General features: G+C 35.1%; 16 protein-coding genes. 5 read left to right on the top strand and 11 right to left on the bottom strand.

Going from position 1 to position 13,532, the window contains the following annotated elements; all coding sequences use genetic code 11:
* Position 1: 1 nt before the first annotated feature.
* Genes C1T31_RS02635 through C1T31_RS02610 form a run of 6 tightly spaced genes read right to left on the bottom strand, consistent with a single transcriptional unit; the run spans position 2 to position 4,317 of the window.
* A complete protein-coding gene (locus tag C1T31_RS02635; RefSeq protein WP_103050899.1) occupies positions 2-1,558 on the bottom strand; it encodes a DUF4301 family protein in 1,557 nt (518 codons plus the stop codon).
* 6 nt (positions 1,559-1,564) lie between these two features.
* Positions 1,565-2,122, bottom strand: coding sequence for an AAA family ATPase (locus tag C1T31_RS02630; protein ID WP_103050898.1), 558 nt, complete (start codon positions 2,120-2,122; stop codon positions 1,565-1,567).
* On the bottom strand, positions 2,083-2,715 hold the full coding sequence (pnuC, locus tag C1T31_RS02625; RefSeq protein ID WP_103050897.1) for a nicotinamide riboside transporter PnuC: 633 nt from the start codon (positions 2,713-2,715) through the stop codon (positions 2,083-2,085). The genes C1T31_RS02630 and pnuC overlap by 40 nt, the downstream gene beginning before the upstream one ends.
* Positions 2,699-2,959: a thiamine-binding protein gene (locus C1T31_RS02620; protein WP_103050896.1), complete on the bottom strand. Its 261-nt coding sequence runs from the start codon at positions 2,957-2,959 to the stop codon at positions 2,699-2,701. The genes pnuC and C1T31_RS02620 overlap by 17 nt, the downstream gene beginning before the upstream one ends.
* On the bottom strand, positions 2,956-3,687 hold the full coding sequence (locus tag C1T31_RS02615; protein WP_103050895.1) for a geranylgeranylglyceryl/heptaprenylglyceryl phosphate synthase: 732 nt from the start codon (positions 3,685-3,687) through the stop codon (positions 2,956-2,958). The genes C1T31_RS02620 and C1T31_RS02615 overlap by 4 nt, the downstream gene beginning before the upstream one ends.
* Positions 3,688-4,317 carry a 4'-phosphopantetheinyl transferase family protein gene (locus C1T31_RS02610; RefSeq protein WP_103050894.1) on the bottom strand — a complete coding sequence of 210 codons (630 nt, stop codon included), beginning with the start codon at positions 4,315-4,317 and terminating at the stop codon, positions 3,688-3,690. It abuts the gene before it with no gap.
* A 66-nt stretch (positions 4,318-4,383) separates the two neighbouring features.
* On the opposite strand from C1T31_RS02610, the gene ahcY reads away from it, so the two are divergent.
* Complete coding sequence (ahcY, locus tag C1T31_RS02605) at positions 4,384-5,700, top strand: adenosylhomocysteinase (RefSeq protein WP_103050893.1); 1,317 nt, start codon at positions 4,384-4,386, stop codon at positions 5,698-5,700.
* Positions 5,701-5,900: 200 nt separating this feature from the next.
* Complete coding sequence (locus C1T31_RS02600; protein ID WP_103050892.1) at positions 5,901-6,377, top strand: very short patch repair endonuclease; 477 nt, start codon at positions 5,901-5,903, stop codon at positions 6,375-6,377.
* Between the two features lie 52 nt (positions 6,378-6,429).
* On the opposite strand, the gene rpmA is transcribed toward C1T31_RS02600, so the two are convergent.
* From rpmA to C1T31_RS02585, 3 genes are all read right to left on the bottom strand, one after another.
* On the bottom strand, positions 6,430-6,690 hold the full coding sequence (gene rpmA, locus C1T31_RS02595; protein ID WP_103050891.1) for a 50S ribosomal protein L27: 261 nt from the start codon (positions 6,688-6,690) through the stop codon (positions 6,430-6,432).
* A gap of 24 nt (positions 6,691-6,714) precedes the next feature.
* Entirely contained in the window at positions 6,715-7,263 is a 549-nt protein-coding gene (gene rplU / locus C1T31_RS02590) for a 50S ribosomal protein L21 (RefSeq protein WP_103050890.1), read from the bottom strand.
* Positions 7,264-7,352: 89 nt separating this feature from the next.
* Positions 7,353-7,796, bottom strand: a complete 444-nt coding sequence (locus C1T31_RS02585; RefSeq protein WP_103051300.1) for a DUF4199 domain-containing protein — start codon at positions 7,794-7,796, stop codon at positions 7,353-7,355.
* 180 nt (positions 7,797-7,976) lie between these two features.
* Between C1T31_RS02585 and C1T31_RS02580 the strand changes: the two genes are divergently transcribed.
* Complete coding sequence (locus tag C1T31_RS02580) at positions 7,977-9,296, top strand: M16 family metallopeptidase (RefSeq protein WP_103050889.1); 1,320 nt, start codon at positions 7,977-7,979, stop codon at positions 9,294-9,296.
* Entirely contained in the window at positions 9,283-11,364 is a 2,082-nt protein-coding gene (locus tag C1T31_RS02575) for a M16 family metallopeptidase (protein ID WP_243398880.1), read from the top strand. The genes C1T31_RS02580 and C1T31_RS02575 overlap by 14 nt, the downstream gene beginning before the upstream one ends.
* A 49-nt stretch (positions 11,365-11,413) precedes the next feature.
* Here the strand turns inward: C1T31_RS02575 and C1T31_RS02570 are convergent, their stop codons facing one another.
* Entirely contained in the window at positions 11,414-12,292 is an 879-nt protein-coding gene (locus C1T31_RS02570; protein WP_103050888.1) for a DMT family transporter, read from the bottom strand.
* A gap of 85 nt (positions 12,293-12,377) precedes the next feature.
* Between C1T31_RS02570 and C1T31_RS02565 the strand changes: the two genes are divergently transcribed.
* Positions 12,378-12,896 carry a heavy-metal-associated domain-containing protein gene (locus C1T31_RS02565; RefSeq protein ID WP_103050887.1) on the top strand — a complete coding sequence of 173 codons (519 nt, stop codon included), beginning with the start codon at positions 12,378-12,380 and terminating at the stop codon, positions 12,894-12,896.
* 50 nt (positions 12,897-12,946) lie between these two features.
* On the opposite strand, the gene gldD is transcribed toward C1T31_RS02565, so the two are convergent.
* Positions 12,947-13,528 carry a gliding motility lipoprotein GldD gene (gldD, locus tag C1T31_RS02560; RefSeq protein WP_103050886.1) on the bottom strand — a complete coding sequence of 194 codons (582 nt, stop codon included), beginning with the start codon at positions 13,526-13,528 and terminating at the stop codon, positions 12,947-12,949.
* Positions 13,529-13,532: the final 4 nt, after the last annotated feature.

Genomic DNA, 13,532 nt, shown 5'->3' with positions numbered 1-13,532 from the left:
GTTACTTTATTTGATGCGGTGCTTTAAGTAAATCGTTAACCGTCTTCACAGGATTAAACGTGATTAAGGGTACTTCAACAAAAATGGTGTTCCAATTTGCCATGCTCCCATTCCATAATCCTGGTAACTCCAAAGCTTTTAAATCCTTACCCATAGTTGTTTTTTTGGTGATAAAAGCGGCTTTGTGATCGACATATTTGGTAATATCAAACTTTTGACCTTTATAGTTTCTAACACCACAGACTAAATCAACTGGATTAAAGTGGGTGGCGTTATTAAGAATGTCCTTTTGATGTTTATTTTTTTTATTTATTTGGGCAGCTTCTACAATTTGCAATGATATATTAGCACTTTCATCTTTAACCCAAAAAGGACCTCCACCAGGTTCTCCTTCATTTTTGACCATGCCACAAACACGAATGGGTCGGTTTAGCTTTTCCTTTAAATATTCAATTTGATACTTTTCAGCATACTTTTCAAATTCAGGTGAAATCCTAACACTCATCTTGTTTGTTAAAAACTCGGCTATTTCAACAATTTCATCAAAACTTAAATTTCCCTCATCCAGTTTTTCTAAATACTTAAAAGTCTGATTTTGTATTTCAATTAATTTTCCAGCGAGTAACTTTTTGTATTTTGCCACATCATCCTTGTACTTATAAACCACCACGTTGTCAATGTTTTTAACAAAAATGATATCGGCATCTAAATCGTTTAAATTTTCAATAAGTGCACCATGACCAGACGGCCTGAATAACAAGCTTCCATCATCATTTCTAAAAGGCTTATCCTTTGGAGTTACAGCAATGGTATCAGTAGATTCTTTTTGATAAGAAAATGAAATATCAAACAATGAATTGGTTTTGGTTTCAACCTTTTTTTCAATTCGAGAAAATTCTTCAGTAAACTTATCTTTATGCTGTTCGGAAATTGTAAAATGCAATTTCGTTTTTGCATTAGTGGATGAATATAAAGCCGATTCAAACAAATGCTCTTCAAATGCCGTTGAAATAATCCGGTTTTTATACTCATGAAATGGCAACAACCCTTTAGGATAATTACCATAATCCAACATAGTAGGATCCAACATGGCCTTTACAAACAACTGCGATTGTTGGCTGACACTTAATTCGTCATAATTGGGATATAAACTATTCAGTTTATCCTTAACTTCATAATAAAACGGGAATTTTTCCAATCCTACAAAAAAGATATACAAATCCTTGTTGTCGTTATGATTGATATAAGCATTGATACTCTCGGTTTCGACACTGTATGATTCCAAAAAAGTAAATAGAAACTTAAACATCCGAGTTGCTGCACCAGAAGCTGGAACAAACTTTAGAATGGATTTATGGTCTTTTTCTTGCTCAAATAATTCAATGTAATGATTGATCTCATGATCGTTCAATCTTAAAATTCCATGATCAATTGTAGCAGCGGAAACCAAATTTGAAAAGGGTAATCCCGTTTTAAATATTTCAATTTGATTGTAGACTTGATTAATTGTCAGTCCTTTATTTTCAATTTGTTTTTTGTCTTTATCAGAAAAACTCATATGTCATTATTTCAATAATTTATCAATATGCTCGATAGCTGTTTTTAAACGATCTTGAAAAGTTCCCGAGAGCAAAACATATGGTTTTTTGTGGTCTATTAAAGTTCTCTGAAACACTTCAAACATTTCTTGTCTGTCATTTGGCTTATCTCGAATACCATCAGTTTCCCAAGGCACATCAATATTAGTCAAAAAATACAGATTATATGAATTTTGAACAGCATATTTGTTCAGTGACTTTGGACAATAGCCGTTATAATAAGACTCGCTGTAAACCTTTGTCTCCAATAAATCGGTATCGCAAATCAATAGATTTTTTACTTGTTGCGTTAACTCATTTTCTAAATCCATTTGTCCTTTTGCAATGGTCATGACATCATCTTCCGTTAGAAACTCATTACTCATTTTCTTTTTTTCTGCCAAAATTCTGGAATATTCTGGCACCCAAAGTGTTTGATAATGCCCTGCCAATGCTTTGGCTAGAACCGTTTTACCCGTAGATTCTGGACCAAACAAGACTATTTTTATGCAGTCGCTATCTCGTTGTTTAAGTGCTTCTTCCATGCTAAATATCCAAATATGGCAATAATTGTAAAACCTAAATACTGAAGGCTTGTAAAGGTGAATCCTTTATAGAAATATAAAGGTACTGAAATGATATCACCAATTATCCAGAATATCCAGTTTTCAATTTTACGTCGGGCCATAAGCCACATCCCTACAAAGAAAATAGCCGTTGTTAATGTGTCAATATAGGCTTCCAAACCGTTCCATTTGTCAAAGGTTTGATAGACAAAGAAAACAAATAATAATGTTGCTAAAAAGATGCCAATACTCCCAATTTTTTCTTTTTTGGTGGTTGTAGAAACGGGCGTTACATGTGTATCATCAACTTTTCGTGTCCAAACATACCAGCCGTAAATACTCATGATAAAGTAATACCCATTAATCATCATATCGCCCAACAATTCCCACTTAAAGAGCAAATACACAAAAATAAGTGTGCTGATCATACCAGTAGGGAATACCCAAATTTTGTTTTGTTTGGAATACCAAACCGACAAAAACCCAAAAACAACCGCAATAATTTCCAGAACAATATCTATTGTATCATATCCTTGATACTGTCCGAAAAAAAAATCAAAAATGGGGTTCATAGTTATGTCGGTCAGATTTGACAATTTTCATATACAGTAAGCCACGGTCAATCAGTTCAAAAGCCTCTTTTATTTCCGTTGTTAATGTTTGCATAACTTCATCATAATCGCCATAAACTTGAGTGCTCAACGGATTCTCCAATACTTTTAAATTTGAGGATCGCAATTTTTTTATAAAATGAATAATGGCTGGTTCATAATCGTCATGTAATGGTGTCAATGTTAATTCTACTGAAATTTTCATGTTTTCTTTTTTAAGCTGTCAAAAAATGATTCGTCTTCTTCAAATGCCGTTCCTATGACGACTAAATCTGCTCCCGCTTTGTAAGCATTTTCAATTTGTAGCTTCGTTCTAATACCGCCACCAACAATTAATGGAACTCGCAATTTGCCTTTTACTAGGGTAATGATTTCGGTCGTTACAGGATGTATAGCACCACTTCCAGCCTCCAAATAAATAAGTTTCATTCCCAATAATTCACCAGCTTTCGCCGTATCTGCAATATAGTCAACATGCTCTCTTGGCAATGGTTTGGTGTCAGTTACACGTTGAACAGCAGTTTCCTTTCCGTTTTCAATTAATATGTAACCTGTTGGAATGATTTCGAGATTGGTTACTTCTAATTTGGAAACAGACTGTATATGCTTGCCAATTAAATACTCTGGATTTCTTCCTGAAATCAAGGATAGAAACAACAATGCATCAGCCTTATCGGTAATTTGTGTGACATCCCCTGGAAATAATACAATAGGTAAATGCGTATATTTTTTTAAAGCGTTTACTAGAACTTCAGTGGCTTTATCATCAACTTCACTACCTCCGACAAAAATATGGGTAGCTATCGATTCATTGACCTTTTTGATAAAGATTTCAGTATTACTTAAGTGAAATTTATCAGGATCAATAAGAACTGCCAATAACTTTTTCCCAACGGAAACAGACTGTAATATGTTATTATAAATATGTTTCATTTATGATGGCAAGGCAATGGCACAAGAGAATCCTTCAAATTCTAGAAACGTGGTATTATAACGATATTTTTTATTATCATAATCAATCCAGGCAACGGTTTCCTCATCGTGAATCATAAACGGAATGACCATAGTGTGCTGTAAAAAGCTCAAACCGGGAGTGGCAAACAGTTTGTAAAGCGACTCTTTCACGCACCAGATAACCGTTAATTTTCTAACATATTCTTTATCATTCGAGTCTAGATACTGCGATTCGTAATCCATGAATTTATGTGCAATCCTTCCAATTTTTTCTCGTTGCTTTTCAATATCAATACCAACTTCGCAGTCACTGACTACAACGCCCGAAAAGGTAAACGAATGCGTTATGGAAATGTGTTTACCATCCTTTAAATGAGGTTTGCCATTTTCATCGTAAAACAAATCCGAATCCTGATAACCAAATTCTGCCAATAAATGGCGCACACTCAAAAAACCACGTTGATGCAACTCACTTTTCATGCCTAAAACACGTTCCATATTTTCTGGTTTTAGGGTAACGGGTTTTAGTAAATCATCATAAGATTCTGTAATCTTCCAGATTTTAACAGTAGTTTGCGGATTGGGAGTAAGGGTTTTATATAGAGGCATTTAATATTCTGAAAGTTATTAGTTATCTTTGCAGTCGCAAATAAATACAAAGACAAATATAACAATATGAACACAAAAACTGTTGCCTACGTACCGTATAAGGTAAAAGATATGTCGTTAGCGGCATGGGGACGTAAAGAGATTGAATTGGCTGAAGCTGAAATGCCAGGATTAATGAGCTTAAGAGAAGAGTACAAAGACTCACAACCTCTCAAAGGTGCACGTATAGCAGGATGCTTACACATGACTATTCAAACAGCTGTGTTAATCGAAACATTGCAAGCTCTTGGTGCAGAAGTTACTTGGAGTTCTTGTAACATATTTTCGACTCAAGATCAAGCTGCCGCTGCTATTGCTGATGCTGGAACAGCCGTTTACGCTTGGAAAAATATGACCGAAGAAGAATTTGATTGGTGTATTGAGCAAACACTTTTCTTTGGTGAGGATAGAAAACCCCTAAACATGATTTTGGATGATGGTGGCGATTTAACCAACATGGTCTTGGATAAATACCCAGAATTAGTTTCTGGAATTAATGGTTTGTCTGAAGAAACGACTACTGGTGTTCACCGTTTATATGAGCGTATGGAAAAAGGCACCTTGCCTATGCCTGCGATAAACGTAAACGATTCTGTTACGAAATCTAAATTTGATAACAAATACGGATGCCGAGAAAGTGCTGTTGATGCTATTCGTCGTGCAACTGATGTGATGCTTGCCGGAAAACGCGTGGTTGTTTGTGGTTATGGTGATGTTGGTAAAGGTACAGCCGCTTCATTTAAAGGTGCTGGAAGTATTGTAACCGTTACTGAAATTGACCCAATTTGTGCATTACAAGCTGCTATGGATGGTTTTGAGGTGAAGAAGTTGGAAACTGTCGTTGGCAATGCTGATGTGGTTATCACAACTACCGGAAATAAAGATATTGTTCGTGGTGAGCATTTTGAAGCCATGAAAGACAAAACCATAGTTTGTAATATTGGACACTTTGATAATGAAATTGACATGGCCTGGTTAAACAAAAACCACGGTCATACTAAAGACGAGATTAAGCCACAAGTTGACAAGTATAACGTAAATGGAAAAGACGTTATTATCTTGGCTCAAGGTCGTTTAGTCAATTTAGGTTGCGCAACAGGACACCCAAGTTTTGTAATGAGTAACTCGTTTACAAACCAAACCTTGGCTCAAATAGAACTTTGGAATAACAAAGATGCTTACGAAAACAAAGTTTACATGTTACCAAAGCATTTGGATGAAAAAGTAGCAAAATTACACCTTGAAAAAATTGGTGTTGAGTTAACCGAATTGAAACAAGACCAAGCAGAATATATTGGGGTAAAAGTTGAAGGCCCTTACAAGCCAGAATACTACAGATACTAATTGTCATTCCTGCGAAGGCAGGAATCCTATAAACAATAACAAAACCCTTACAGAAATGTGAGGGTTTTTGTTTATTACTACGTCACTTCGAGTAATTTCAATTTATTGAAATTGTATCGAGAAGTTAAATTGATTATATTAACTGCTCTCGATACAAAATTCTTTACAAGAATTTCACTCGAACTGACGTTTTTATTTAAATGGAATACCAAGAACCCAAAATAAAAGTCCCTCGTTTTGAGGAATCTGCTGGTTTTTACACCACAAAAAAACGCTCAAAAATCATGAGCAAGATTCGTGGCAAAAACACCAAACCTGAACTCTTGTTTCGTAAAGCGCTTTGGGCAAAGGGCGTGAGGTATCGTGTGGACAGCAAACAACTTCCTGGCAAACCTGACATTTCCATAAAGAAATACAAACTCGCCATATTTATTGATGGTGAGTTTTGGCATGGTTACAATTGGCAAGAACGTAAACTATCCATAAAAAGTAATCGCAAATTTTGGTTGCCAAAGATTGAACGCAATATGCAACGTGACAGGGAAGTGAACCGTCAACTGGAGACATTAGGCTTTACAATATTCAGATTTTGGAGCAAAGAAATCCTAACCGATTTAGACACCTGTATTAAGGATGTTTTAATTTATATAGAAACCGGCAGAAACAACTGGCAATAAAAAACCCTTTCTGTAAGCAGAAAGGGTTTTAATATTATCAAGAAAATATTTCTTAAGCCTCAAAAGGCACTACAGAAACATAAGACTTATTATCTTTTTTCTTTTCAAATTTTACAATGCCATCTACTTTAGCATGTAATGTATGATCTTTACCAGCGTAAACATTTTCACCTGGATTGTGCGCAGTACCTCTTTGTCTTACAATGATGTTACCTGCAACGGCAGCTTGACCACCAAAAATCTTAACGCCTAATCGTTTCGATTCTGATTCTCTACCGTTTTTCGAACTTCCGACTCCTTTTTTATGTGCCATTTTATTTCGATTTTATATTTTAAATTAACTTAAAGCTTCAATTAACTCGGCTTTCTTCATTGAAGAATATCCTGTAATTTCTTTTGCTTTAGCCATCTCTCTTAATTCAGCAACTGTTAAACTGCTTAAATCTTGAGTTGTTTCTTCTTTTTTAGCTGGTTTTGCTTCAGCTTTTGGAGCTTCTTTTACTGGAGCAGCTTTTTCAGCTTTAGCAGCTGGCTTAGCTCCTTCGCTTTCTGCTTTGGCAGCCTTTTTGGCTCCCGAAGCTACAATGCTTTCAATTTGAATTTCAGTTAAGGCTTGTCTGTGACCGTTTTTTACACGGTAACCCTTACGTCTTTTCTTTTTGAAAACTATCACTTTATCACCCTTTAGGTGCTTTAAGACTTTTGCTCCTACTTGAGCTCCGCCTATAGCTGGGGCGCCTACAGTTACATTGTCACCATCGCCAATTAAAAGAACGTTGTCGAAAGAAACTTTCTTACCTTCTTCTGTAGCTAAACGGTTAACAAAAACTTTTTGGTCTTTCTCAACTTTAAATTGATGCCCTGCTATCTCTACAATTGCGTACATAGCGTAACGTTTTTATTAATTATTTATTTATTCAAAAAATGAGTGCAAATATACTCCTAAATAATTAAACTACAAACGTTTTCTTGAAATTAAGAAATATTCCAGCTTTTTTTGAAATATTGCATCACAGTTAACGCAGAAATAACCGTGGTTGCCAAGCCCATGACCGCAACCGTAAAGGTCATTATGCCAACACTCACACTTGAATTAAAATCAATGGTTTTTAACAAACTGGAAACAAAATCCGGATCAATTTCGGTTATGTAAAACAAGAAAAAAATAGAAAATACTGTTGTAGCAATAAACCCTGAAATTATTGCAGCAGTAATTCCGTTGGCATATGTAAATTCCTCACCTTGCTCCAATTTATAATAACGAACCGTTTCATAAACTCCAAAAACGGTGATAAACGCGTTCAAAAAACTAAAGACAGGGTTAGTATGTTTGTGAAACATAGCCAAGATTAAAAAATAAGCGATAAGAATACCACCCATAATTAATCCAAAACGTACAGGAAGTGCTACTTTTTTCATAATTGTTTGTTTTGGTTTCATTTAAATTTCGTGAAAATTTGTTAGAAAAAATAATTTCAAATGAATTTTCTTGAATTAACATTTAAAACGCTAATCATTTATTATTTTTGATGTCCTGTAACTTTTTAATGTAAAATTATACTTACAGGACATTCGTTAACCAGATAAATTACACTCACAATGAAAAAACACTTATTAACTCTTACTGCGTTTTTACTAGCAATAGTAACCGCAAACGCACAAGAGGTTAAATTTGAAGAATTTGATCTTGAAAATGGCCTGCATGTCATTCTCCATCAGGATAACACTGCGCCTGTAGTGGCAACATCAGTTATGTATAATGTAGGCGGCAAAGATGGTGACCGTAACCGTACAGGATTTGCTCACTTCTTTGAACATTTACTTTTTGAAGGTTCCGAGAATATTGGTCGTGGAGAATTCATGAAAATTATTCCTGCAAATGGCGGTACTTTTAATGCGAACACCTCTCAAGACAGAACTTATTATTATGAGATATTTCCATCAAACAAAATGGAATTAGGCTTGTGGCTAGAATCAGAACGTATGTTACATCCTGTGATAGATCAAGTTGGTGTGGACACTCAAAATGAGGTAGTAAAAGAAGAAAAACGTCAAAGCTATGACAATAGACCTTACGGGCAAATTCTTAAGGTCTTGGGAGAGAATTTGTTCAAAGTACATCCTTACAAAGACACCAACATAGGTGAAATGGAGCATTTAGATGCGGCAACACTAGAAGAATTTATGGCTTTCTTTAAAACGTACTATGTCCCTAATAATGCGGTTTTAGTTGTTGCAGGAGATATTGACATTGATAATACAAAAAAACTGGTTAGAGATTACTTTAGCGAAGTGAAAAGAGGCCCAGAAGTAAATAGAACCTTCCCTAAAGAAGAGCCTATTACTGAAACAATCAAAACCAAAGCATATGATAAGAATATTCAAGCTCCTGCAATAATTGCTGCCTATAGAACGCCAGGTTTTGCAACTCGTGATGCTCGAATATTGGATATGATCTCAACTTATTTAAGTGGTGGAAAAAGTTCGGTACTTTATAAAAAAATGGTTGACGAACAAAAACAAGCCTTGACCGTTCAAGCAGTAAATTTGGGACAAGTTGATTATAATATTTTTGCACTTTTTGCCATTCCACTTGGCGATGTGCCATTAGCGACATTATTGGAAGAAATGGATGAGGAGATTGTTAAAATGCAAACCGAACTAATTTCGGAGCGCGATCACACAAAACTGCTTAATCAATTTGAGAACCAGTTTGTAAACTCTAACTCAAGTATTGCAGGAATTGCAAGTTCATTAGCAACATATTATCTGCTTTATGGTGATGTCAACCTAATAAACACTGAAATTGACATTTACAGATCCATTACCAGAGAAGAAATTCAGGCCGTGGCACAAAAATACTTAAACACCAATCAACGTGTGGAAATAGAATATTTACCAAAAAATGATGACCAATAAAATGAAAACATACAATACCAATATAAAGTTAGTAGCATTTGTTGCATTGTTTTTTGTAGCAATGGGAATGAATGCACAGATAGACCGTTCTAAACAACCAAAAGCTGGGCCAGCGCCAAAAATTACATTAGAAGAACCTGGTGAATTTGAGCTTAAAAATGGCTTGAAAGTTTTGGTTGTTGAAAATCACAAATTACCAAGAGTATCTTATTCATTACGAATTGACAACAAACCTATTGTTGAAGGAAATATTGCAGGTGTTACCAGTGTTCTAGGGTCTATGCTCGGTAATGGAACCACTAGTATCCCAAAAGATGCATTTAATGAAGAAATAGATTATTTAGGAGCAAATTTTAATTTAGGATTTAGTGGTGGTTTTGCCAGTTGTTTATCCAAATACTCCGAACGTATTTTAGAATTAATGGCAGATGCTGTCATTAATCCATTATTGACAGAAGAAGAATTTGAAAAAGAAAAAGTCAAGTTAATTGAAAGTTTAAAGAACAATGAAAAAAACCCAGATGCCATTGCAGGTCGTGTGGGTAGTGCATTGTCTTATGGAACTCAAAATGCGTATGGCGAATTCACAACTGAAGAGACGATAAACAATATTAAGTTCAGTGATATCAAATCCTATCGCTCGACGTATATGAATCCATCAAACTCTTATTTAGTCGTTGTGGGCGATGTCGATTTCAAAACTGTTGAAAAGCAAGTAAAGAAATATTTTAGCAATTGGACTCGCGATGTTTCTATTGATGCACCTATTACACCTCCAAATCCAAATGTTCCTTACACTCAAATCAACTTTGTTGATGTTCCAGGAGCTACGCAATCCAACATTTCAATCACCAATAATGTGGATTTAAAAATGAAGGATGAGGATTATCATGCCGCTTTAATTGCCAATGAAATACTAGGTGGTGGCGGTGAAGGCTATCTGTTTAGAAACCTTCGTGAAGAACATGGCTACACCTATGGCGCCTATTCAAGCTTAAGTGCTAACCGTTATGGAATCTCTCGTTTCAATGCAACAGCAAAAGTTAGAAACGCAGTTACAGATAGTGCTGTAGTTGAAGCATTAAAAGAAATCAAACGCATCAATGCCGAACCTGTTTCAGCAGAAACATTACGTGATGTAAAAGCTAAATACACTGGTAACTTTGTTATGGCATTAGAGCGACCACAAACCATCGCTAATTATGCTTTAAATATTAAATTAAACGATTTGCCAGAGGATTTTTATACAACCTATCTTCAGAAAATTAACGATGTAACTATTGAAGATGTTACGCGTGTCGCTAAAAAGTACATGAAGCCAGATAATGCCAGAATCGTTATTATTGGCAATGGTAGTGACGTTCTTGAAAATCTTGAAAAGACAAAAATTCCAATCAAGTATTTTGACAAATACGCCAATGCTACTGAAAAACCGAACTATGACATAGAGATGCCATCGGATATTACTCCTAACAAGGTGTTACAAGCCTACATTGATGCCATTGGTGGTCGTGAAAAACTGGATAACGTAAACTCGGTACTTATTATGGCCGAAGCAGAATTACAACCTGGCATGATGATGAATTTAGAAATGAAAAAAACATCTAAAAACCAATTAATGCAAGAGATTACCGCCATGGGAACTTCAGTTCAAAAACAAGTTTTAGACGGTAATGCTGGTTATAAAGTTCAGCAAGGACAACGTTCTGAAATGACTGAAGATGAAATTACTAAAGCACAAAGACAATCCTCTCCTTTCCCTGAAGTAAATTATTTAAGCCAAGGTGTGACATTGGATAAAATTGAAGATGTAGATGGTGAAAAGGCTTACAAAGTGAAAGTATCGGATGAATTAACAGCTTACTACAGTGTAGATACTGGCTTGAAAGTTAAAGAAGATCGAAGCTCTGAAATGGGTTCAACTTCCATTTTCTATTCTGATTACAAGGAAGTCGCGGGTATCAGATTCCCGTTCAAAATTTCACAGACTGCAGGTCCACGTAAGTTCGATTTTATTGTGAAAGAAATAAAAGTCAATGAAGGTGTAGAAGATGCTGATTTTGACTAATTAAAATGTATTTATAAATTAATAAAAGCTTGGAGGAAACTTCAAGCTTTTATTTTTTGGGTCTATGTGATAAATAAACTCCTATTAAAATAATGATAGTTGCCAAACCTTGCAAAAAGCTGAATCCTTCACCATCCAATACTCCCCAAGTAAGTGCAACAATAGGCATGACATACGTTACAGACGATGCAAATACTGGTGATGAAATTTGCACTAATTTATTGAACAACACTTTTGCTAGAGCCGTACCGAAGAAGGATAAAATAGTGACGTATAAAATAGATTGTTTTAACATAGGACTTTGCAAAACTACCTGTTTAAAAAACCCACTGAAAAATAATACAACTATAGCTGGAATTCCAATAATGGCATAATTTCCAGCAGCAATGGCCAAAGGCTTCACATTTTGTAAGTAGCGTTTAATTATATTTACGTTGGCGGCATACATGATAGTCGATACAATTACAAAACCAGCAAATAAATAATTTTGTTCCGGGTTTAATTCAGCACCCTTTAATATCAAGATGGTAGTTCCAATAAACCCAATGATAACGCCCAAAACTTGTCGCTTGGTTGAGGTTATTTTAAAAACTGCAAAGCCTAATAAAATGGTATTCAAAGGTACAAGCGAGTTTAATATGGAAGCGACAGCACTGTCAATTTCAGTTTCAGCTATAGCAAATAAAAAAGCTGGAAAAAACGAGCCTAAAAACCCTGAAAGGGCAACCCATTTCCATTGACTTTTATCGATAGTCTTTAATGTTGAAAAACCAGCAACCAATAAAAACATGCCTGTAATAATTGTACGCAATGCACCCAATTGAAAGGGACTTAACCCTAACAAGGATTTTTTAATAAGAATAAAGGATGTGCCCCAGATGAGGGAAAGCACAATTAAATACAGCCACTTGACGTTTATTTGCTTCATCGATAAAAAATCACAAAGTTTTGAATTTTAATGCAATAAAAAACAATATTTATTAAATTTGTTCAGAACTTAATACGTAATTCAAATGAAAAGATTAAAAAATGTTATAGCTATATTGTCTATTGCTGCAATTTTTACTGGTTGTAAAAATGATGCAACTCCTGAAGTGGTGACGGTAGAAAATGAAGCTATTGAAACAACTAATGATGCTGTTGCAGAATTAGACCCAAATGCTACCTACGCAAAAGCAGAATTTACAATTGAAGGTATGACTTGTGCCATGGGATGCGCCAAAACTATTGAAAAGAAAATGGCAAAGTTGGAAGGTGTGAAATCTGCCAAAGTAGATTTTGAAAAAAAATTAGCCATGGTTGAGTATGACGAGGCTAAAGTGACTACGGAAACTTTAGAGGAAGTTGTTAAAAAATCTGGTGACATGTATTCTGTAAAGGATATGAAAACCGTTGAAAGTTTTGATGGCGATAAGAAAGCTTGTGATAAGGATTGCCAGAAAGCTTGCTGTGCCAATAAAACTGAAGCAGAAAAAACAGCCTGTGCCAAAGATTGCAAAATGGCCTGTTGTGCTGATAAAGCAAAAGCTTAAATAGAGCATCAACATGAGATAAAAAAGGCTTTCAATTATGAAAGCCTTTTTTATTTCCATCTCACAGTTTCCATGATTTTTTGAATATCCTTCTGCAAGTAATTGGCAGCTGGTAAAATAGAATCATAATTAGGTTTTGCGTAGAAATACAAAGATCCTGTTAAGAAATGATTGATGCTATCTGTTACATAAAATTGAGACTGCGATGCGGCATTACCACCTACTTCATAGAACATTCCATATACTTTGTGTTCATTATTTTGGTATATCTGCTCAGTTATTTCATCAGCCTTTTGAGTATGTTCTTGTGTAAAACTTTGGGCATCACGCAATAGACTTTTAAGCTTATCTTCACTGCTATTTACTTTTTTGTAGGTTAAATAAATAGTCCCTTTTAATGATGGATAAATAATATCAATTCCTAAACTAGCAGAATCAGCTGTTAGAATACGTGCTCTAATTTCAGTTGCCAACTCATTTTTTTCAAAAGTAAATGGAAAGCCAGGGTCAAAAATTTTGTAATCTGCTTCAGGATAGTCTAAACGCAAATAAGCATTCGGTTTTGGCATGGTATCGTTACCGCAAGAAAAACATATTAAAAAAATTAAAGTTACAAACGCCAGTTGCTTCATTTAA

The sequence above is a fragment of the Hanstruepera neustonica genome (assembly GCF_002895005.1).
Lineage (GTDB): Bacteria > Bacteroidota > Bacteroidia > Flavobacteriales > Flavobacteriaceae > Hanstruepera > Hanstruepera neustonica.
The sequence above is the reverse complement of the archived record's forward strand: the minus strand, read 5'-3'. Positions and strand labels throughout refer to the sequence as shown.